General features: G+C 69.7%; 19 protein-coding genes. 5 read left to right on the forward strand and 14 right to left on the reverse strand.

The window, feature by feature from the left end:
- Nucleotides 1-242 precede the first annotated feature (242 nt).
- Nucleotides 243-1,130, reverse strand: a complete 888-nt coding sequence (locus ACFVKT_RS27420; RefSeq protein ID WP_385736592.1) for a LysR family transcriptional regulator — start codon at nt 1,128-1,130, stop codon at nt 243-245.
- Nucleotides 1,131-1,368: 238 nt separating this feature from the next.
- Between ACFVKT_RS27420 and ACFVKT_RS27425 the strand changes: the two genes are divergently transcribed.
- Nucleotides 1,369-2,502, forward strand: a complete 1,134-nt coding sequence (locus ACFVKT_RS27425; protein ID WP_385736016.1) for a TDT family transporter — start codon at nt 1,369-1,371, stop codon at nt 2,500-2,502.
- Here ACFVKT_RS27425 and ACFVKT_RS27430 read toward each other — a convergent pair.
- The 6 genes from ACFVKT_RS27430 to ACFVKT_RS27455 form a co-directional block, all read right to left on the reverse strand.
- Nucleotides 2,471-3,190, reverse strand: coding sequence for a helical backbone metal receptor (locus ACFVKT_RS27430; RefSeq protein WP_385736019.1), 720 nt, complete (start codon nt 3,188-3,190; stop codon nt 2,471-2,473). The two genes, ACFVKT_RS27425 and ACFVKT_RS27430, sit on opposite strands and share 32 nt — an antisense overlap.
- The gene (locus ACFVKT_RS27435; RefSeq protein WP_385736022.1) at nt 3,190-3,987 is read right to left on the reverse strand and encodes a class I SAM-dependent methyltransferase; all 798 of its coding nucleotides are present in this window, start codon (nt 3,985-3,987) and stop codon (nt 3,190-3,192) included. The genes ACFVKT_RS27430 and ACFVKT_RS27435 overlap by 1 nt, the downstream gene beginning before the upstream one ends.
- Before the next feature lie 162 nt (nt 3,988-4,149).
- A complete protein-coding gene (locus ACFVKT_RS27440; protein ID WP_385736025.1) occupies nt 4,150-4,728 on the reverse strand; it encodes a helix-turn-helix domain-containing protein in 579 nt (192 codons plus the stop codon).
- A gap of 149 nt (nt 4,729-4,877) precedes the next feature.
- Complete coding sequence (locus ACFVKT_RS27445; protein ID WP_385736028.1) at nt 4,878-5,849, reverse strand: hypothetical protein; 972 nt, start codon at nt 5,847-5,849, stop codon at nt 4,878-4,880.
- 153 nt (nt 5,850-6,002) lie between these two features.
- A complete protein-coding gene (locus tag ACFVKT_RS27450; protein WP_385736030.1) occupies nt 6,003-8,612 on the reverse strand; it encodes an ABC transporter permease/substrate binding protein in 2,610 nt (869 codons plus the stop codon).
- Complete coding sequence (locus ACFVKT_RS27455) at nt 8,605-9,684, reverse strand: glycine betaine/L-proline ABC transporter ATP-binding protein (RefSeq protein ID WP_385736033.1); 1,080 nt, start codon at nt 9,682-9,684, stop codon at nt 8,605-8,607. The genes ACFVKT_RS27450 and ACFVKT_RS27455 overlap by 8 nt, the downstream gene beginning before the upstream one ends.
- A 199-nt stretch (nt 9,685-9,883) precedes the next feature.
- Between ACFVKT_RS27455 and ACFVKT_RS27460 the strand changes: the two genes are divergently transcribed.
- The 3 genes from ACFVKT_RS27460 (at nt 9,884) to ACFVKT_RS27470 (ending at nt 13,750) form a co-directional block, all read left to right on the forward strand.
- Nucleotides 9,884-10,813: a 5'-3' exonuclease H3TH domain-containing protein gene (locus tag ACFVKT_RS27460; protein WP_385736595.1), complete on the forward strand. Its 930-nt coding sequence runs from the start codon at nt 9,884-9,886 to the stop codon at nt 10,811-10,813.
- 62 nt (nt 10,814-10,875) lie between these two features.
- A complete protein-coding gene (locus ACFVKT_RS27465) occupies nt 10,876-11,712 on the forward strand; it encodes a siderophore-interacting protein (RefSeq protein WP_385736036.1) in 837 nt (278 codons plus the stop codon).
- 472 nt (nt 11,713-12,184) lie between these two features.
- On the forward strand, nt 12,185-13,750 hold the full coding sequence (locus ACFVKT_RS27470) for an amino acid permease (RefSeq protein ID WP_385736039.1): 1,566 nt from the start codon (nt 12,185-12,187) through the stop codon (nt 13,748-13,750).
- A gap of 77 nt (nt 13,751-13,827) precedes the next feature.
- Here the strand turns inward: ACFVKT_RS27470 and ACFVKT_RS27475 are convergent, their stop codons facing one another.
- On the reverse strand, nt 13,828-14,133 hold the full coding sequence (locus ACFVKT_RS27475) for a hypothetical protein (RefSeq protein ID WP_385736042.1): 306 nt from the start codon (nt 14,131-14,133) through the stop codon (nt 13,828-13,830).
- A 333-nt stretch (nt 14,134-14,466) separates the two neighbouring features.
- Here ACFVKT_RS27475 and ACFVKT_RS27480 point away from each other — a divergent pair, with 333 nt between their 5' ends.
- Nucleotides 14,467-15,435 carry an RluA family pseudouridine synthase gene (locus ACFVKT_RS27480; protein ID WP_385736044.1) on the forward strand — a complete coding sequence of 323 codons (969 nt, stop codon included), beginning with the start codon at nt 14,467-14,469 and terminating at the stop codon, nt 15,433-15,435.
- Here the strand turns inward: ACFVKT_RS27480 and ACFVKT_RS27485 are convergent.
- From ACFVKT_RS27485 to ACFVKT_RS27510, 6 genes are all read right to left on the reverse strand, one after another.
- A complete protein-coding gene (locus ACFVKT_RS27485) occupies nt 15,429-16,913 on the reverse strand; it encodes a cytochrome P450 (protein WP_385736047.1) in 1,485 nt (494 codons plus the stop codon). The two genes, ACFVKT_RS27480 and ACFVKT_RS27485, sit on opposite strands and share 7 nt — an antisense overlap.
- A 95-nt stretch (nt 16,914-17,008) precedes the next feature.
- On the reverse strand, nt 17,009-17,629 hold the full coding sequence (locus tag ACFVKT_RS27490) for an ATP/GTP-binding protein (protein WP_385736050.1): 621 nt from the start codon (nt 17,627-17,629) through the stop codon (nt 17,009-17,011).
- Nucleotides 17,610-18,074, reverse strand: coding sequence for a DUF742 domain-containing protein (locus ACFVKT_RS27495; RefSeq protein WP_385736053.1), 465 nt, complete (start codon nt 18,072-18,074; stop codon nt 17,610-17,612). Before ACFVKT_RS27495 ends, ACFVKT_RS27490 begins: the two co-directional genes overlap by 20 nt.
- Complete coding sequence (locus ACFVKT_RS27500; RefSeq protein ID WP_365434670.1) at nt 18,071-18,478, reverse strand: roadblock/LC7 domain-containing protein; 408 nt, start codon at nt 18,476-18,478, stop codon at nt 18,071-18,073. Before ACFVKT_RS27500 ends, ACFVKT_RS27495 begins: the two co-directional genes overlap by 4 nt.
- Nucleotides 18,475-20,064 carry a sensor histidine kinase gene (locus ACFVKT_RS27505; protein WP_385736056.1) on the reverse strand — a complete coding sequence of 530 codons (1,590 nt, stop codon included), beginning with the start codon at nt 20,062-20,064 and terminating at the stop codon, nt 18,475-18,477. Before ACFVKT_RS27505 ends, ACFVKT_RS27500 begins: the two co-directional genes overlap by 4 nt.
- Before the next feature lie 294 nt (nt 20,065-20,358).
- Nucleotides 20,359-20,985: a TetR/AcrR family transcriptional regulator gene (locus tag ACFVKT_RS27510; RefSeq protein ID WP_385736059.1), complete on the reverse strand. Its 627-nt coding sequence runs from the start codon at nt 20,983-20,985 to the stop codon at nt 20,359-20,361.
- Nucleotides 20,986-21,147: the final 162 nt, after the last annotated feature.

The raw sequence follows: 21,147 nt of genomic DNA on the forward strand, positions 1-21,147 counted from the left end.
TCCCGCATGGTGCGGGTGGCGACTTGGGTCCCGCCATCGGTTTTTCGCCCCCTCCGCCCCTGCCCGTCCCGTACCTGGGGGCTGCCGCCCCCAGACCCCCGCTGTCGCGCTGAACGCGCTCGTCCTCAAACGCCGGACGGGCTAAGAATCTTCAGCCCTCCGGCGTTTGAGGAGCGGGGTCTGGGGCGGAGCCCCAGGAACAAGGGACGGGCAGGGGCGGAGGGGGCGAAAAACCCACCCCCTCAAACCCCCCGCGTCAACGACAACAGATCCCGCGCCGGCCCCGTAGGCCGATGCCCCGTGGGCCACACCGCCCGCAGGGACCGCCCCAGTCGCACGTCGGCCAACGGAACGCTCACCAGACGGTGGGCCGAGAGTTCCTCGCCGAGGGCCAGCTCGCTCAGGACCGCAGGGCCCGCCCCGCTGACCGCCGAGGCCTTGACCGCCGTCGTCGAGTTGAGCTCCAGGAGCGGCCGGGCCAGGCCACCGAGCGCCGCCTCCAGGACCTGACGGGTGCCCGACCCCTCCTCACGCAGGATCAGCGGCGTCGACGCGAGCTCCGCCGCGCCGAGGGGCTTGCGGCGGTGGGCCCAGGGGTGTTCCGGCGCCGTCACCACGATCAGGCGGTCGTGTGCGATGACCGCCGAATCCAGGCCCGTCGGCACCGCGAGGCCCTCCACGAAACCCAGGTCCGCCTCGTCCGCGAGAAGGCGTTGGGCAACGGACGCGGAGTTGCCGGCGAGGAGCGACACCGCCGTGTCCGGGCGCTGCCCGCGGAGCGCGATCAGCCAGCCCGGCAGCAGGTACTCGGCGATCGTCATGCTCGCCGCCACCCGAAGCCTGGAGTCACGTCTGTCGCGCAGTGCCTGCGCACCCGCGTCGAACGCCTCGGCCGCCTCCACGACGCGCCTCGCCCAGTCCGTGACCAGTACCCCCGCGTCCGTGAGGCGCGAACCCCGCGGTGAGCGGTCGACGAGCGCGACCCCGAGCTGGCGTTCCATCGAGCGGATGCGGCTGCTCGCGGCCGGCTGCGTGATCCCCAGTTCCCGCGCCGCCAGCCCCAGACTCCCCAGCCGCGCCACGGCCAGCAACAACTCCAGCGCACCCAGATCCGGCACTCGGCGCGCGATCCCGACGGAATGGTGCGTGACCCCGGCCGGCCCCTCGGGCTTGTCTGCGGCCGGCACCTCCGGCCTGCCCGCAGCCGGCACCTCCGACCTGCCCGCAGCCATCCCCCCGCCCCCGGGCCCAGCCGGTTCCTCAGCCCTGCTCCCGATCGGCTTCTCAGGCATGCTCATAAATCCAGCTTATGCCCTCATAGGGCAGCACTCCCTGGTGAGGAACCCAGGACGGCGGGACGGTGGAGTCATGGTTACCGCAGCGCAGCCCCTCAGGCTTCACAAAGCGGCGACTCCCCGCACGACAGGGACCCGCCGCGCCGTCGCCGTCCGGCATCTCGGTCCGAACTGGTACGCCTCGGTGATGGGCACAGCGATCGTCGCCACGGCGGGAGCGGGCCTCCCCTGGAACATTCCGGACCTGCGGACCGCGTTCGCCACCGTATGGGCGCTCTCACTGGCCATGCTGGTGGTCCTGCTCGTCGCCCGGACCCTGCACTGGACGTACCACGGCGACAAGGCCCGCGCCGACCTCCTCGACCCGGCCGTCGCCTCCTTCTACGGCTGCCTCGCGATGGCCCTGCTCGCCGTCGGCGGCGCCACCCTGGTCATCGGCCAGGACTGGATCGGTACGGCGGCGGCGGTCGCCCTGGACGCGGTCCTGTTCACGGCAGGAACGGTGACCGGTCTCGTCTTCGCGGTGGCCGTCCCGTACCTCATCATCGTCCGTGCCCGCATCGAGCCCGGCCAGGCCAGTCCCGTATGGCTGCTCCCCATAGTGGCCCCCATGGTCTCCGCGGCGCTGGGTCCCCTCCTCGTTCCCCATCTCCCGCCGGGCCAGGCTCAGGAGACCCTCCTCCTCGCCTGCGTCGCGATGTTCGGGCTCAGCCTGCTGGCCGTTCTGGTGATGCTGCCGTCGGTCTTCGCCCGGCTCCTCGTCTCGGGCCCGCTGCCGCTGGCGTCGACCCCGCTCCTCTTCCTGGTTCTCGGCCCGCTCGGTCAGTCCACGACCGCCGTCGGCAAGTTCGCGGACTTCGCACCCGGCGTGGTGCCCGCCCCCTTCGACCAGGGCTTCGGCATGCTCGCCGTGCTGTACGGCGTGCCCGTGATGGGTTTCGCGCTGTTCTGGCTCGCACTGGCGGCCGCGATGGTGGTGCGCGCCCGCCGCCGGGGCATGGGCTTCTCCATGACCTGGTGGGCCTTCACCTTCCCGGTGGGAACCTGTGTGACCGGAGCCGAAAGCCTGGCCAAGCACACCGGGCTCGCCGTGTTCGACTGGCTTGCGGTCGCCCTGTACGTGCTCCTCGTGGCCGCCTGGGCCGTGGCCGCGGTCCGCACGGCCCGCGGCCTGGTCAACGGCAGGCTGCTCGCAGCACCGCACTGAGCACCCGCGGGGCTGTCGCCAAGGAAGGCCCGTACCAGGTGAGACGGCGACCGTCGACGAGCGCGCAGGGCACGCCCTCGAACGCCTCCGGTCCGTCGTCGGGTGTGAAGCGGTACGGCTCGTCGCGCAGGACGACGAGTTCCGCAGCGGCGGCCCTGAGCTCCTCGATGGCGATCCGCGGATAGCGTTCCGGGTGCGTCGCGTACAGGTTGTCCACACCCAGGCGCGCCAGCACGTCTCCCGCGAAGGTGTCGCGGCCGAGGACCATCCAGGGGCGCCGCCAGACGGGCACGATCGCGGTCGTACGACGATCCGGAACCGGTGGGTCCTGCCAGGCGCTCTCCGCCTCGTCGAGCCAGCGCGGCCGGGCCTTCGCGCCGCACGCGTCCACCACCCGTCCCAACTCTCGGATGGCCCCCGGCACGTCCCGTACCTCGGTGACCAGGACCTCGACTCCCGCCGCGCGCAAGGCCGTCAGGTCGGGCTCGCGGTTCTCCTCCTCGTTGGCGAGGACCAGGTCGGGGGAGAGCTCGACGATCCTGTCGACCTTGGGGTTCTTGGTGCCGCCGATCCGTATGACGTCGAGGTCCGCCGGATGGCTGCACCAGTCGGTCGCGCCGGCCAGGACGCCGGGCAGGGAGACGGCCACGGCCTCCGTCAGCGACGGTACGAGCGACACGACGCGCATCAGGGGTGCCTCCCCCACGTCGTGATCAGCGGATAGGAGTTGACCGCGAAGGCGGGGTCGTCCAGGAGGCGCAGACAGCGGTCCAACTGCTCCTCGGTCAGACCCTCCTCGACCAGCCGGCTCTCCAGCTGGCGCATGTTGACCTGGTGCAGCCGGCTGCCGGGTGAGCCGCCGCGCCAGGACTCGGCGTACGTGGACGAGGCCACGCCGACGAGCCCCGCCCCGCGCAGTGCGGCGTACGCGTGCAGCCCCCAGTGAATGTCGGCGCCCGCCCGCGTGACGACGCCCATGACCGCGTCGTGCATCTTCTCGAACAGTTCGGCCGCCCCCGGCCAGGGTGACGCCAGCACGGGGACGTATCCGAAGTCGAACTCGTCGAGGACCAGTGACCCTCCGGGCCGCAACGCCCGCACCAGCCGGTCGAGGGCCGCCATACGCTCGGGCACGTGCAGCAGGACGAGCCGGGCGTGGATGAGGTCGAACTCCTCCTCCGGCAGCTCGTCCGTGCTGATGTCGTGCCGCAGGACGTGCAGGTTGCCACGCTCGGGCAGGCCGTCCATCCAGCGCGGTTCGATGTCGGTGACGAGGACCGAGCCGGTCGGGCCGACCCGGTCGGCGAGCCAGCCGGCGACGGAGCCGCCGCCTCCGCCCACTTCCAGGCAGCGCATCCCCGGACCGACGCCCAGCTCGGTGAGGCGCGCGAAGGTCACCGGGTCGTAGCAGGTCTCCAGGGCGTCGAAGCGCCCGCCGGCGTGCTCGGAGGTGTTGTCGAAGGCGTAACCGGAGGTACCGGACATGCAGTCAGTATCGCAGCGGTACCCGGAACGGGGATCGGTCACGGACGGATCGGCCCCGCCCAAAAGCGTGCCGGTCGCCGGTCGTCGGTCGTCGGTCGTCGGTCGTCGGTCGTCGAAGGAGGGGACGGCACCGCCCAAGTGCGCACCGGCTTCCTCCCGGCGTCAGCGCTTCCCGGAGTTGTGGCGGTCCTCCACCGCGTCGATGTGGTCGGCGACCTCGACCACGATCACCCGGGTGTCCGGCACGGTCGCCCGCCACCGGTGCCGGACGCCGCCCGTCAGATACATGGTGTCGCCGCGCCCGAGGCGATGCGCCCGGCCCTCCGCCTCGACCTCGACGGCGCCCTCGACGACGTACATCAACTTGTCGTTGCGGAGCTGGAGTTCACGCCCCTCGTCGTGGTCGCCGGTGAATTCGGTGGCGTGCAGCTGGTGGTGACCGCGCACCAGGGGGCGCACGCGTGCATCGGGGGCGTACTCGGCGGATTCCGCGCGCACGACGTCCACGCTGCACGCCGGGTCGGCCGCGGCGAGCAGCTCGACGGCCGTGGTGCCGAGTGCGTCGGCGACTCTCTCCAGGGAACTCTTGCTGGGCCGGGCACGTTCGTTCTCGACCTGGCTGAGAAAGGGCACCGACAGGCCGCTGCGCTCGGCCACGACGGCGAGGGTGAGGTCCAGGGCACGGCGGCGACGCCGTACTGCCGCACCCACCCGAAGGGGTTGTTCTTTGTGGTCGCCCATCGCTTCGGCTCCCTCCCTTGCGTCGTCGGTCCCTGCTGCAGCCAGTGCTTCGGCCCACTACTTCTGAAGAGTTGTTTGCACCCTACGCATGTTCGGCAAACCGTTTCACGCACCCGTCACATCGCTGACACGCAGAAGGAGGGTAAGGGTTACAGTTCGCGCCAATAGAGGAGCTGGCCCGCTTCACCGGGCGCCGCGCCCTCGCTCGGGATGAAAAGGCTGACCAGCAGGGCCGGATGCCCCTGCGGGTCGGCGAGTAGGGCCGCCGACGGGTTGGCGAAGGCCAGGCTGCCTCCGTGGGTGCGCACGGTCAGCCGTTCGGCCCGTCCGGTCGAGTAATCGTAGGCGTACGTCCGCCAGCTCCCGAAGTCCTCGCGCCGCCGCTGGCCCTCTATCAACACCAGCTCGCCGCCGCCGAGTTCGAGGGCTGAGCGGTCGCCTATGTTTCCGCCGGTCCCCCAGGCCTTCAGCGCACGGTCCAGGTGCTGGTCGGGCTCGGCCTGCCAGGTCGTGAAGTCCGTGAGGGTGGCCCGGAGTTGGCGGTCGGTGTCGCACTGCGCCTGATAGTGCCCGGTGAGTTCGACAGTGCCGTCATGCACGGCTGTGATGTCCGGCGTGCCCTCGGCACAGCGCGAGAGGGTGCGCGGCGCGTCGTAGGCATGGTCGGCGTCCCCGGCCAGCAGGGCGTCGAGATCGGCGTAGCCGCGTACCGCGATGTGGTTGTCCGGATCCTTCTCGTACGCCAGTACGTAGCCACCGGCGCCGTCGGCGGCGAGGGTGGGCTGGCTGGTGCCCGCGCCGAAGTCGTGGCGGCGGGTCCAGGTCCGCAGATCCGTGGAGGTGGCGACGGCCGAGTGGAAGCGGCCGTCGGCGAGGGTCGAGTGGTAGACGGCAAGATAAGTGCCGTCCGGCGCCTGGCTGATCTCCGCGGTGTCCATGGTGTGGCCGGAGTCGTCCCGCAGGTCGTAGACGTAACCGTCGGCGTCGCGCACGTCCCCCGCCAGCGACTCCAGCCGCGCCATGACGGCGGACGTGGGTTCCGCGTGCGCGCCCGGCGACACGGCCGTCAGCAGTACCACGAGGAGGCCGACGAGGCGGCCGGGGCGGAGCAGGGATCGCACGGGGGTCTCACAGGAACGCAGGGAGGAGAGGAGCCGAGCGTACGGAGGAGTCGCGGGCTCCGGGAACTCCGCGAGGGGTGGCCTTCGCCACACGGGACACCGGACACGTGACCCGTGCGGCGAAGGTCCACCCCTCGCCGAACCAGCTGAGGACTACTGAGGAGTCATCCGCTCCACCATGTCCGGGTGCTCCTTCAGCCACGCGGCCACGGCGTCCTCCTCATGCCCCTGGCCCTGATCCTTGATCTCGGCCTCCAGGCTGCCGAGTTCGCCCTCGCTCATCTTGAAATTCTTGATCCACTCGGTGAGCTGGGGGTACTGCTCCGGGAAGTTCTTGCTGGAGATCGTCCGGATCGTGTTGCCCTCGCCGAACAGCTTCTTGTCGTCCGCGAGTTTGGTGAGGTCGTACTCGCTGTACGCCCAGTGCGGCGACCAGAGGACGACGGCGACGGGCTCCTTCTTGGCGTACGCGCGCTTCAGCTCGGCCAGCATCGCGGGCGTGGAGCCGTCGACGACCTTGTACTCCTTGTCCAGGCCGTAGCCGGGCAGCACCTTCGTCTTGAGCAGGTTCATCTCGCCGGTGCCCGGTTCGATACCGATGATCTTCCCGCCGAAGGTGCTGCCCTTGCCCTTGAGATCCGCGAGGGACTTGACGTCCTTCACGTACGACGGGACGGCGATCTCCAGCGAGGTCGGTTCGTACCAGGTGCCGAGGTCTCTCAGATCGTTCTTGTGCTGATCCCAGTAGTTGGACTGGGCGTACGGCAGCCAGGCGTCGAAGTTGAGATCGAGGTCACCGGAGGCCAGTCCCGTGTAGACGGGGCCGACGTCCATCTGCTTCATGTTCATCGTGTAGCCGCGCCGGGCCAGGACGTTCTTCCACAGGTAGGTGACGGCGACGTCCTCGTCCCAGGGGAACCAGGCAACGTCCAGCGGGCGCTTCGTCTCGGCACTGGCGGCGGCGGTCTTGACCGGGGCCAGCTTGTCGACGACGCCGGGGTTCTTCTTCAGCCAGGCGCGCACGGCGTCCTGCTGCTTGCCCTGGCCGGCCTTGTTGATCTCCGACTCGAGGCTGGTGAGCTGCTGTTCGGTCATCTTGAAGTTCTTGAGCCACTCGCCGACGACCGGGTTCTCCTGGGCGAAGCCCTTGCGGGAGAGCGTGTGCACACCGTCGCCCGAGCCCCAGGCGCCCTTCGGGTCCTTGAGCTTCTTCAGGTCGTAGTCGCTGTACGCCCAGTGCGGCGACCACAGGGTGACGACGACGGGCTCCTTCTTGGCGTACGCGCGCTTCAGCTCGGCCAGCATGGCGGGCGTGGAGCTGTCGACGACCTTGTACTCCTTGTCGAGCCCGTACTCCTTGAGGACCTTGGTCTTGAGCAGGCTCATCATTCCGGCGCTGGACTCGATGCCGGTGATCTTGCCGCCGAACTCGTCGGCCTTGCCCTTGAGGTCTTCCAGGCTGTTGATGTCCTTCATGTACGAGGGGACGCTCAGCTCCAGCGACGTCGGGCCGTACCAGGAGCCCAGGTCGTCGAGGTCCTTGCCGTACTTCTTCCAGTACTGCTCGTGGGTGGTCGGCAGCCAGGAGTCCGTCTCGAAGTCGATGTCGCCCTGGGCGAGCGAGGTGTAGAGGGGGCCGGCGTCGAGCTGCTTCGTCTCGACCTCGTAGCCGCGCTCCTCCAGGATCTCCTGCCACAGGAAGGTGGAGGCGACGCCCTCGTCCCACGGGATGTAGCCGATGCTGATCTTCTTGCCCTGGCCCACGTCCTTGCCGTCGGCGGCGGTGGAAGTGGTGGCACTGCCACCGAAGATCCCCATGCCGCCCGCGACCAGCGCGAGCACGACGACTCCGACCATGGCCACGACCGGGCGGGGGCGGTAGGACCAGAGCTTCAGGCCCTGCGCGGCCCGCAGCCTGGCGGCGGTGCGGCGGCCGAGCGGCGAGACCTGGGTGCCCAGGGCGCTGGTCATCCGGTCGAGGTAGATCGCCAGGATGACGATGGCGACGCCCGCCTCGGAGCCGAGGCCGACGTTCAGCTGGCCGATGGCCTGGTTCACGTCGCCGCCGAGGCCGCCGGTGCCGACCATTCCGGCGATGGCGGCCATGGACAGGCCCAGCATGATGACCTGGTTGACGCCCGCCATGACAGTCGGCAGGGCCAGCGGGAGCTGGATGCGCAGCAGGGTGTCGCGCGGGGTGGTGCCGAACGCGTCGGCCGCCTCGACCAGGTCCTTGTCGACCTGGCGGATGCCCAGTTCGGTCATCCGGACGCCGGGTGCCAGCGCGAAGATCAGGGTGGCGACCATGCCCGCGGGGGCGCCGGTACCGAAGAACAGGATGGCCGGGATGAGGTAGATCATCGCGGGCAGCGTCTGCATGAAGTCGAGGACGGGTCGGACGACGCTGCTGACCCGGTCGGAGCGCGCCGCCCAGATTCCCACGGGCACGGATATGACGAGCGCGATGACGGTCGCCACAAGGACGAGCGAGAGGGTCACCATCGCGTCCTCCCACAGTTCGAGGGAGTCGATGAAGGCGAATCCCAGGAAGGTGAGGACACCGGCGGAGGTGCCGCGCAGCCAGAACGCGATCACGGCGAAGATCGCCGCGAGGAGGAGCGGTTCGGGGGCCTGGAGCACGGCGTTGACACCGTCGTAGGCACCATCGAACACGGTCTTGAGGAAGTCGAAGAACCACGCCATGTGGTTGAGGAGCCAGTCGACGGTGTCGTTGACCCAGTCACCGAACGGAATCCTAGGCACCGGCCTTCACCGCCTTCTCGCGCGGCGTGGCACAGCGGACGGGGGTCCCCTGCTCGTCTCCCAGGTAGCCGACGAGCCGCTGTCTCGGGACCACACCCACCAGCTTCTGTCTCTTGTCGAGCACCGCTACGGGGTGCGAGACACGGGCGCTGATCGCGCAGAGTTCGTTGAACGGCGTGTCGGTCGTGGCGGTCTCGCAGGCGCAGTCCGCCTCGTCGCCGCTCAGGTTGGTGTCCATCACGGACTCCGCCGTCAGCACGCGGGAGCGGTCGACGTCCTGGGTGAAGGAGGCGACGTAGTCGTCCGCGGGGCGCACCAGGATGTCCTCGGCGGTGCCGATCTGGACGATACGTCCGTCGCGCATGACGGCGATCCGGTCGCCGAGCCGCATGGCCTCGTTGAGGTCGTGCGTGATGAAGACGATGGTCTTCTTGAGCTTCTTCTGGAGTTCGATCAGCTGGTCCTGCATGTCGCGGCGGATCAGCGGGTCGAGTGCGCTGAACGACTCGTCCATCAGCAGCAGGTCGGCGTCCGTGGCGAGCGCGCGGGCCAGGCCCACGCGCTGCTGCATACCGCCGGACAGTTCGTCGGGCCAGGACCTCTCCCAGCCCGCGAGCCCGGCAAGCTCCAGAGCCTTGGTGGCGCGTTCCTCGCGCTCGGCGCGCGGCACGCCTTGTACTTCGAGGCCGTACGCCGCGTTCTCACGGACGCTGCGGTGCGGAAAGAGCGCGAAGTGCTGGAAGACCATGCTGATCTTCCTCGCCCTGACCTCGCGCAGTTCGCGGGCGCTGAGCTGTGTGAGGTCCTGACCGTCGAAGCGCACATGGCCGCCGGTCGGCTCCAGCAGTCCGTTGAGCATGCGCAGCAAGGTCGATTTGCCGGAACCGGACAGGCCCATGACGACGAAGGTCTGGCCGGGCTCCACCGTGAAGGAGACGTCGATCACCGCGGCGGTGGTGCCGTCGGCTCGGAGTTCCTCACGGTCCGCTCCCTGACGGAGCCGCTCCATCGCCTCTTCGGGTCGTCTGCCGAACACCTTGTACAGGTGCTCGGCTTCTAGCCTGGATGACACGTGTGCCTCTCGTCCGGAAGGTCTGAGCGCTTCGACGCTGGAGCGCTTGAACGATTGGCCCTCTGTACGTCGCTTGAACGACGGTTGAAGACGCAACCGGCTCTGTTCAGAGGCGGCGCCTGCCCCCGCTTAGGTGGAGCAAACACAAGAGTGGTTCACGTCACTGTCGGCGGCGGTCCTGTCAGTGCCGTACGGCATGATGCGAAGCGTGACCAGACGCCTGATGCTCCTCGACACCGCCTCCCTTTACTTCCGGGCCTATTTCGGGGTTCCCGATTCGGTGAAGGCTCCGGACGGCACGCCGGTAAACGCCGTGCGCGGGCTGCTGGAGTTCATCGACCGCCTGGTCAAGGACCACCGTCCGGACGACCTGGTGGCCTGCATGGACGCGGACTGGCGCCCGCAGTGGCGGGTCGACCTCATCCCCTCCTACAAGGCGCACCGCGTCGCCGTGGAGACCGAGACCGGCCCGGACGAGGAGGAGGTGCCCGACACCCTGTCCCCGCAGGTGCCCGTCATCGAGGACGTCCTCGACGCACTGGGCATCGCGCGCGTGGGAGTGTCCGGGTACGAGGCGGACGACGTGATCGGCACATTCGCCGGACGCGCCACCGGCCCGGTCGACATCGTCACCGGCGACCGCGACCTGTACCAACTGGTCGACGACAAGCGGGAGATCCGCGTCCTCTATCCCCTCAAGGGCGTCGGCCTGCTCCAACTCACCGACGAGGCCTGGCTGCGCGAGAAGTACGGCGTCGACGGCCCGGGGTACGCGGATCTGGCGCTGCTCCGCGGCGACCCCAGCGACGGGCTGCCCGGCGTCCCCGGAATCGGGGAGAAGACGGCGGCCAAGCTGCTCGCCGAGTTCGGTGACCTCGCCGGAATCATGGCGGCGGTGGACGACCCGAAGGCCAAGCTGACCCCCTCGCAGCGCAAGCGCCTCGATGAGTCACGGCCGTACGTCGCCGTGGCGCCCACGGTCGTCAAGGTCGCCGGTGACGTCCCTCTGCCGGACGTCAACACCGCGCTGCCGCACCGGCCGCGCGACCCGGCCGCGCTGGACGCGTTGGCCGTACGGTGGGGTTTGGGCGGTTCGTTGCACAGGTTGCTCTCGACTCTTCAGGTTTGAGGTGTTAACTGGAGAGAGGTGCTAGCTTAGGTAAGCCTTAGCTCGCTGAATGGGAGGCCGTCATGGCAGAGCGTCCGGAACGCAGGACTCCGAAGCCGCACACCGCGCGGGTCGTGCGGACCGAGCGGCTGACCCCGCACATGCAGCGGGTCGTCCTCGGCGGCGAGGGCCTCGCCGAATTCACCGCGGGTTCGTGCACCGACCACTATGTGAAGCTGCTGTTCGGTGTGGAGGGCGTCACCTACCCCGAGCCGTTCGACATGAAGGTCATCCGCGAGGAGTTCCCGCGCGACCAGTGGCCCGTGACCCGCACATACACGGTGCGCCACTGGAACCCCGAACACCGCGAGCTGACCCTCGACTTCGTGGTCCACGGCGACGAGGGCCTCGCCGGGCCCTGGGCGGCGAACGTGCAACCGGGCGAGCTCGTACGGTTCAACGGCCCCGGCGGTGCGTACGCCCCCGACGCGAGCGCCGACTGGCACCTGCTCGCCGGTGACGAGAGCGCCCTGCCCGCGATCGCGGCCGCTCTGGAGTCGCTGCCCGCGGGGGCCGTGGCGCACGCCTTCGTGGAGATCTCGGACCCCGCCGAGGAGCAGAAGATCGATTCCGATGTGGACGTCGTCTGGCTGCACCGGGGAGAGCGGCCCGTCGGCGAGGCGCTGGTGGAGGCCGTACGAGCCCTGGAGTTCCCCGAGGGCCGGGTGCACGCGTTCGTGCACGGCGAGGCGGGCTTCGTGAAGGAGCTGCGCCGGCTGCTGCGGGTCGAGCACGAGTTCCCGCGCGAGGACCTGTCGATCTCCGGCTACTGGCGGCTCGGGCACAACGAGGACGGCTGGCAGGCGTCGAAGCGGGAGTGGAACGCGCAGGTGGAGGCGGAGCAGGAGACATCGGCCTGATCGCAGGGCGGAGCAGGAGTGGTCCGCCTGATCTCAGGAAGCCATGCACGACGGAAGGCGGCCACGCGTCACGCGAGGCCGCCTCTGACGTTTCCGAGGTCACCCATGTGCGCGTCCGGATCGTCTGCCAACTCGGCCAATTGCGGGGCAGATTGATGCCGTTTCAGACCGCTCCCTCGATCTTGAGCTGGTCCACGAGAGGCTGAAAGAGGGTGCGGACGGGTCGCACCCTCCCCGCCTCAGCCCACTCCCGAGGACACGCTTCCACCGCGCTCTACGGCCTCCGCCTGACACCCGCTCCGGCCTCCGCCTCGAAGTAACGGCGACCCCGCCCACAAGGGCGTGAGGACTTAGGCCCGCCGCGGACACGGCCGCGACACGCGAGCGAAACAGGCAATCCCTAATTTCTGTCACCCGACAGGAATACCGCCGGACCACCGCCCACCCTTCCGCGCCGAAGGCAGGTGCCACCGTGACCACCACCGCCCCCTCCGACGTACGCCCGGACCCACCGGATTCCCCCGGCGACCAGTCCCTCGCCGAGTTCGGCTACCGCCAGGAACTGCACCGCAGCCTCGGCCGGTACGCCTCGTTCGCCGCCGGGTTCTCCTTCATCTCCGTACTGACGACCGTCTTCCAGTTCTTCGCCTTCGGGTACGCGTTCGGCGGCCCCGTCTTCTTCTGGACCTGGCCGGCCGTTCTGGTGGGTCAGCTGCTGGTGGCCGCGTGCTTCGCGGAGCTGGCCGCGCGCTATCCGATCTCGGGCTCGATCTACCAGTGGTCCTCGCGGCTCTCGAACCTCTCCTTCGGCTGGTTCGCCGGCTGGATCATGGTGATCGGGCAGATCGTGGTGGTCGCTGCGGCGGCGCTCGCGCTGCAGATGGTGCTGCCCGCGATCTGGTCCGGCTTCCAGCTCGTGGGCAGCGATCCGACACCCACCAGTGCCGACGGCGCGGCCAACGCGGCGGTCTTCGGGGTGATCCTGCTGGTCCTGACCACGCTGGTGAACCTGCTCGACAACCGGGTGATGTCCGTGGTCAACCGGGTCGGCGTGACCGCTGAGATCATCGGCGCGGTCCTGATCATCGTGCTGCTGCTGACCCACTCCGAGCGCTCCCCCGGCATCACCTTCCACACCGCCGAGGGCAGCACCGGCCTGTTCGGCGCGCTGATGGTGGGCTCCTTCATGGCGGCGTACGTGATGATCGGCTTCGACAGCGCGGGCGAGATGAGCGAGGAGACCCGCGATCCACGCCGTACCGCGCCGCGTACGATCCTCACCGCGCTCGGCGCGGCGGGTCTGCTCGGCGGCCTGATCGTCCTCGGCGGACTGCTCGCCGCCCCCAGCCTCACGGACGGCCGCCTCGGGGTGGAAGGCCTGAGCTACGTCCTGACCAGCACCCTCGGCGACGGAGTCGGCCGCGCGCTCCTCGCCGACGTGGTGGTGGCCATCGCGGTGGCGACGCTGGCGATCCAGACGGCCGCCTCCCGCATGCTCTTCTCCATGGCCCGCGACGGCCGGCTGCCCTTCGCCACCCGCCTCGCCAAGGTCAACCCGCGCACCGGTATGCCGAACGCCCCGGCCCTGGTCGTCGGCGTCCTCGCAGCCGCCGTACTGCTCCTCAACTTCGCCTCCCCGGAAGCCTTCCTGGCCATCGGCACCACCTGCATCGTGATGCTGTACCTGGCCTACGCGATGGTCACCGGACCACTCCTTGTGCGACGGCTGCGCGGCCAGTTCCCCGGCCCGGACGGCGTCGACGAGGAGGGCCGCCCCCTGTTCTCCCTCGGCCGCTGGGGCGTCCCGGTCAACGCGATCGCCCTCGTCTACGGCCTTTTCATGACCGTCAACCTCGCGTGGCCCCGCGCCGCGGTGTACGACCCGGCGGGCGGGCACTGGTACTTCCAGTGGTTCACCGTGCTGTTTCTCCTGGTCACCGTAGGGCTCGGCTTCCTGTGGAGGGCCGTGGAGGCCCAACGAGAGCGCACGGTGTCGGGACCTCCCCCTGCGGAATCCCTCCCGACACCGACTCAGTAGCGGACCCTCACCGGCAAGCTGAACGCGGCGGCGCAGGGCGGGCCCCGGCCAGTCGGCCGGGGCCTTCTCCACTCCGCCTAGAACTTGTTTGTGCAGGTCAGGCAGATGCGGGCCGCACTCCACTCGGCGAAGGCCATCCGGTACCGGGTCACCGCGGCCTGTATGACCGCACCCCACACCAGCCCGCCGACCGCGACCAGCAGGCCGAGGAGGACCTCGCCCGACGCCATGAACGCGATGCCCGCCAGCACAGCCAGCAGCGCCATCCACACCTTGGCGTCAGGCTCCGACGGCGGCGCGTAGTTGATCCGCAGCGGCGACTCGGCCGGCAGGCTCTGCCAGTAGTGGGCGAGCTTCTCTATGTTCCCCGACTGACACTTCATGCATTGCATGCCAACCCCCCGAGATTCAGCGGCAGTTGAGCGAAGGTTCGGGGGGCCGGGGAGGGGGCGGCAAGGGCTACCGGCGAGTGTGTGAGCGGGGCCACAGGCCGGGCGCGGCAACAGCCCCATATGCATCAGGCATGACCCTCAGGTAGTTGCGCGGTCACGCCTCGAGAAGCTCCGGCCCAACCTTCGCGAACAAGCCCACTACGCCGACGTCAGCGCAACGAGGGCCTTCTTGCCGACGCCTCGGCTTCTACGACCATCACCCCGAGCCGTGTACGGCGGTCACCGAGGCGCAGGACACGGTTCCGCCCTCGTACGCTTGACCAGGTGAGACGTAAATCCCGGACCCCGCCCTCCCCCCTGCCGCAGCGTGACGGGGTCGACCCCGTGCGGATCAGGCTGCCGGAGGACGGGGGGTGGGTCACCGTGCGGGAGCATCTGGTGGAGCGGCTCGCGCCGCCGGCCGAGGTGATCGACCGGATGATCGGGGACGGGCAGATCGTCGCGGCGGACGGGCGGCCGGTGGCGGGCGACACGGCGTATGTGCCGGGGATGTTCGTGTGGTTCCACCGTGAGCCGCCCGACGAGGAGCGGGTGCCGTTCGCACTCGACGTCGTGTACCGCGACGAGCACATCGTGGTGGCCGACAAGCCGCACTTCCTCGCCACCAATCCGCGCGGCAGTCATGTCAGGGAGACCGCCCTCGCCCGGCTGCGAGTGGACCTCGGTATCCCGGCGCTCGGCGCCGCGCACCGCCTGGACCGGCTGACGGCCGGGCTCCTGCTGTTCACAGTGCGGCCCGAGGAGCGCGGCGCGTACCAGACGCTGTTCAGCGAGAAGCTGGTCAGGAAGGAGTACGAGGCCCTCGCGCCGTACTCCCCCGGCCTCGCTCTGCCGTGCACCGTCCGCAGCCGGATCCTCAAGGAGCGCGGCGTGATGGCCGCCCAGGAGGTCGAGGGCGAGCCGAACGCCGTCACCCGGGTCGAACTGCGCGAGCATCGTGACGGCATCGGGCGCTACCGGCTGACGCCCAGCACCGGGCAGACCCATCAACTCCGGGTCCATATGAACGCGTTGGGCGTGCCGATCCTCGGCGATCCCCTCTACCCGGTGGTGACCGGCCCCGTGCCGTCCGGCGATTTCCGGCGTCCGCTCCAACTGCTGGCGCGGAGGCTGGAGTTCACCGATCCGGTCACGGGGCACGGGCACCGGTTCGTCAGCGGGCGGGTGCTGGAAGCCTGGTCCTCCTACGACGACTGGGCGTCCCCGGGCCCCTTGGAGGAGTCGGCTCAGTAACCGCGCCACCAGCGCAGGAACCGCTGCCAGGCGCCGAGTCGGTATGCGGGCTCCGGCGCCGGCGTGGGCTGCGGGGCCGCCGGCTGCGGTGCGGGCGCGGGCGACACCGTGTCCTCCGTCGTGACCTGCCAGCTCGGCCGCTGGCGCGGCATCGCGTGGAGGGCGGGCAACTGCGTGACGTCCTGCGGGGGTTTCGGCTGGAAGCGCACCGGCAGCTCCACCAGGTGACGCGAGGACATCGACGACCGCCAGCGCAACTCGTGTTCCTCACAGTCGAGTTGCACGTCCGGTACGCGCATCAGCAACGCGTCGACACCGACGTCGGCGATGGCACGGCCGATGTCCTGGCCCGGGCACTCGTGGGGGCCGCCGCCGAAGGCGAGGTGGGACCGGTTGCCCTGCATGTTGGCGGCGAGGTCGGGGCGTACCTTCGGGTCGACGTTGCCCGGTGCGATCCCGAAGAGCAGTCCGTCGCCCTTGCGGATGCGCTTGCCGCCCAACTCCGTGTCCTGCTTGGCGAAGTAGCCGAGTACGGCGCTGAACGGCGGTTCGTCCCAGAGGGACTGCTCGACCGCCTCGGGCACCGTCATCTGCCCGCCGTTCAACTGGGCGCGGAAGCGCGGGTCGGTGAGGACCATGCGCAGCACGTTGGCGATCAGGTTGGCGGTGGCCTCGTAGGCGGCGAGCAGCACGAGCCACAGGTGCTGGGTGACCTCGTCGTCGGTGAGGCGCGCCGGGTGGTTGATGAGGTGGCTGGTGAAGTCCTCCTCGGGCTGGGCGCGGCGGCGGGCCGTCTGCCGTGCCAGGACGCCCTGGACGTACTCATTGCTGGCGATCGCCGTCTCGGTGCCCTTGAGCAGGTCGCGGGTGGCCTGCACGATGCGGTCGTTGTACTCCTCGGGCATGCCGAGGACCTCGCACATCACGGCCATCGGCAGGTGCTCGGCGAACTGGCCGACCAGGTCGGCCCTGCCCTGCTCGCAGAACTCGTTGACGAGGCGCTGGGTGGCGCGGTTGATGTGGCGCCGCAGACTGCGGTGGTCGATGGTCGACATGGCGCCGGTGACCGCTCCGCGCAGCCGCAGATGCTCGTCGCCCTCGGCGTGGGAGCAGATGGGCTGCCAGGCGATGTGCGGCGCGAGCGGGTGGTCGGGGCCCGCCGTGCCGTCCTTGACCGCGGTCCACAGGCGGCTGTCGCGCGCGAAGTGCGAGGGGGTGCTCACCATGTGCAGGTTCTCGCCGTGGCCGAGCACCACCCAGATCGGCACGTCGTTGTGGAGCAGCACGGGGGCGACGGTGCCGTGTTCGGCGCGGAGTTTCTCGTACAGGGCTCCCATGTCCTCCGCCTCGGGTCCGTACAGCCGGCGCAGTCCGCCGGGACCGAGGCCGTGGGCGGGGCAGCCGGGCGGCGGGTCGAGCGTGAAGTCGTCCGTGCCGGTCGAGGACGTACCGGTCGGGGAGTGGGATTCAGGCGTCACGGTGATCGCTCCGAAGCTGAAGTGGATCCGGTGTCTTGGGAGTTGGTGGTGTACGTGCCGGTGCGGGGCCGCGTCTTGTCGGTTCCGTACGTGGGTCAGGCGCTCGACGAGGCCATCGCCAGCGAGTGCAGGAAGCGCATCAGTGTCATCAGGACGTCTCTGCTGGAGGCCCGGCGGCGCGCGTCGCACTGCACGATGGGGATCTCCTCGGCCAGGTCGAGCGCGGACCGCAGATCCTCGATCGGGTAGTCGGGGGCGTCCGGGAAGGTGTTTATGGCGACGACGAACGGCACACCGCGTTCCTCCAGGCGGCCGATGACGTCGAAGCTGACCTCCAGGCGGCGGGTGTCGATCAGCACGACCGCGCCGAGCGCTCCCTCGAAGAGGCCGTTCCACAGGAACCAGAAGCGCTCCTGGCCCGGCGTTCCGAACAGGTAGAGCACGAGCTGTTCGGTGATCGAGATGCGGCCGAAGTCCATGGCGACGGTGGTGGCCGTCTTGGTATCGGAGCCGTAGTTGTCGTCGACTCCGATACCGGCCTGCGTCATGGTCTCCTCCGTGGTCAGCGGCTTGATCTCGCTGACGGAGCCCACCATGGTCGTCTTGCCCACTCCGAAGCCGCCGACGATGACGATCTTCACGGCTGCCTGGGTGGTGTGCGGCAGATGGTCCTCGGCGCGAGGGCCCGTGATGGTGTCAGAGCTTTTGAAGTCCATGCATCACCGCTTCGAGGAGGGAACGGTCGGGGAGCGCCGAGCGGACGATCGGGGCGCGCGCCTGTACCAGTTCGGCCGCCAGCAACTCGGTGAGCAGCACGGTCACCACGCTGACCGGCAGGTTGAGATAGGCCGAGATCTCGGCCACGGACAGTGGGGCCGTACAGAGCCGGACCAGCGCCGACTTCTCCGGCTGGGCGTTGGGCGGCGGCGCCTCGGCGCGCGCCACGATCAACGTGACCAGGTCGAGGGCTGCCCGGTCGCCGCCCTCGGCCCCGCCCGTGAGCAGGTACAGACGCTCGGGGTTCTTCGGGTCCTGGCCGTCCTTGGGAGATCCCTCGTTCGGGGGTCCCCCCTGGGATGGATCCTCGGGGAGGAGTCCCTCGTCGGGGGGTCCCGCGGGTTCTTCCTTGGGGTAGCGCCGTCGGCGTTGCGGAGGAGTCATACGGTCTGCCCGTTGCGCCTGGGCGGACTCGTCAGATGGGCTCCGATCCGGACGACGAGGTCGCGCATGCGGTTGCTCATCAGTCCGGGCTCGGCGGTCTGATTGGCGAGGACCGCGAGATAGGCGTTGGGCCCGGCCGACATCAGATAGAAGTAGCCGCCGTTGATCTCGATGATGACCATGCGCATCCGGCCGTCGCTGTTGGGGATCTCGCCCGCGACGGCTCCGGCCAGGCTCTGCAGGCCCGCGCAGGCGGCGGCGACGCGGTCGGCGGCGTCCGGGTCGCCGCCGTACCGGGCGATGCGCAGTCCGTCGGCGGAGAGCACCACGATCTGCTGGACACCCGGTACGCCGTCGGCGAGTTCCTTCAGCATCCAGTCGAAGTTGGCGCGCTGCTGGATCACTTGAGGTCCCCTTCGTCGTCGGCCTCCACAGGGGCCGGCTTGGTGTTCGTGCCGGATGCGGCGGCCGGGTCCGGGTCGCCCTTGAGCCCTTCCATGAACGCCTCGACCCACAGGCCGGGTTCGGGCTCCTTCTCCTCCGGGACGGGTGCGGCGGCCCACGCGGGCGCCGCGGCGGCGGCCGCTTCCGCCGCCTCGGCGTCCGCCCTGGCCTCGGCCATCCGCTGATGGAAGGTGACCTTGACCCGACTGCGGCGCTGCGGCAGGCCGTTGGCCGTCCACTCGGTGACCTGGGGGACGTCGTCCTCCATGGCGCCGAGTGGGGTGGGGACCCGGGGGCCGGTGGTCGGGCGCCGCTTCTTGGGCTTGCGGTTGGGGCCCTCGACACCGTCGGTGTCCATGGTCGGGACGGAGGCGATGCCGATGCCGTGCGCGAGGCCGGGGGCGTCGTCGGTGGTCAGCATGGCGCGCGGCGCGACGAGGACGGCGCGGACACCGCCGTACGCGGACTGCCTGAGCGAGACCTGGAGGTTGTACATCTTCGAGAGGCGGCCGACGACGGCCATGCCCAGCCGTGGGGTCGCGCCGAGGGAGTCCATGTCGACGCCGAGGGCGGCCTGCCGGAGCATCTCCTCGGCCTTCCCGCGGGCCTCGTCGCTGAGGCTGACGCCGCCGTCCTCGATCTCGATGGCGATGCCGGTCTGCACCTCCAGGGCGGTGACGTGCACCTTGGTGTGCGGCGGCGAGTAGCGGGTGGCGTTGTCGAGGAGTTCGGCGACGGCGTGGATGATCGGTTCGACGGACACGCCGTTGACGGCGACCTCGACGACGTTGTGCAGCTCGATGCGGCGGTACTCCAGGATGCGTGACATCGCGCCCCGCAACACGCTGAACAGCGGTACGGGCTCGGGCCATTGACGTCCGGGACGGCCGCCGCCGAGCACCGCGATGGAGTCGGCGAGGCGGCCGATCAGCGCGGTGCCGTGGTCGATGCGCAGGAGGTCGTCGAAGACCTCGGGGTTGCGGCCGTGGTCCTCCTCCATCTCGCGGAGTTCCTTGTTCTGCTGGTGGACGATGGCCTGGACGCGCCGGGCGATGTTGACGAAGGCGCGCTGCGCGGAGTCGCGCATCGCCTCCTCACGGTCGATGAACTTGAGCACGGTCTTCAGCAACTCGCGCAGCGGCCCGGAGAGTTCACCGAGGTCCGGATCGGTCTCGGGGAGGGTGCGGATCACCTCCGCCGGAGACACTCCGGCGTGCAGTCGGGCGAGTCCGACGGGCAGCACCTCGTGGGTGAAGAACAGGATCTCCTGGTCATGGGCAGCGATGCGCTGTTCCAGGTATGCGGTGCGGCGGGCCAGCTCCGCGCGCAGGTCGCGGGCGACGCGGCCGCGCCGGACGGCTTCGGCGCCGATCGCGATGACCAGGAGCGTCGCGATGGCTCCGCACCAGCCGACGGCGGCACGAGCGGGATCCGTCACCACGGCGACGGCGGCTCCGGTCGCCGCGGCCATCACTATGGCCGGCAGCAACAGCACGCGCGCGTAGGGAAGTTCGCGGCCACCGGGAGGCGATTGAACACTCACCATGTATGCCCTCTGAGACAAATCGGCTGGGGGATCGGGGAGGTTTGCCGGGGAAACGGCATGGGTCAAACCGAATCTTCGTAACTTTTGGGAACAAGCGCACGAATACATCTCAACTCGGTGCGCTACGGGCGAGCTTAGTCCGACCGGATCATCGCCGTGTCATATTCAGCAAGCACCTGAAATCGCCCACGTGACAGGAGTACTCTCAGCTCCATTTACACGCTGTGGCTTCATTCGAACACGGCGCGTGACGACGTACGGGCATGCGAACCCGCGCCCGAGCGCGCCGAGTTGTCAGATTCCGGCGATGCGGAGCGCCGCGTCCGCGGTGGCCTCGGCGAACGCGGACACCGGCCGTTCCGGATCGGAGCGGTGCACGAGGATCACGCCCTCGATGAGGCCGAACACCAGGTCCGTCCGAAGGTCCAGCTCACCCTTGGCGAGCGCACCCCCGGCAGCCGTCGCCGCGAGCAACTGCCGGTAGGTGTCCTTGAGTTCGGCCCGTACGGCATGGAATCCTGCGAAGCGTTCGGTGCGCACCTCGGGCAGCAGGTAGAGGCCGCCCAGATTGTGCGGGCCGCCGCAGAGCAGCTCGACGTCCGTGCGGCACAGCTCCCAGAGCCGGCCCTCGGCCGGGGTCGCGTCGTCGGCGAGGAGTTCGCGGGCGAGGGCGAGCGAGGGCGTGACCGTGGACTCCAGGAGCTCGGCGAGCAGCTCCTCCTTGCCGGAGACGTAGTGGTACATCGACGCCTGGCGCATGCCCGCCCGTTCGGCGACGGCGCGGGTGGTCGTGGCGGCGTATCCCCGGGTCGTGAACAACTCGGCGGCTGCGTCCAGCAGTTCGTCGCGCGGCGACAGACCGCTGTCCGGCCGCTGATCCGCCCGCGGCCGGCCGACCCGTCGTCCACCACCGGTTCCCATGTGTTCGATCCTCGCACACCGGGTCACGCGGCGATCACCGTGAGGGATCGGTAACCGGACGGCAACGCACGAGACACGGCGCCGACCCTCTCGCCTCCTAATTTCTGTCGAGCGACAGAAATTCCGAGCGGCGGAGGTGACCTCGCTCGGCAGAAACACCGG

This window comes from Streptomyces sp. NPDC127595 (assembly GCF_042671685.1).
In the GTDB taxonomy this organism is placed as follows: domain Bacteria; phylum Actinomycetota; class Actinomycetes; order Streptomycetales; family Streptomycetaceae; genus Streptomyces.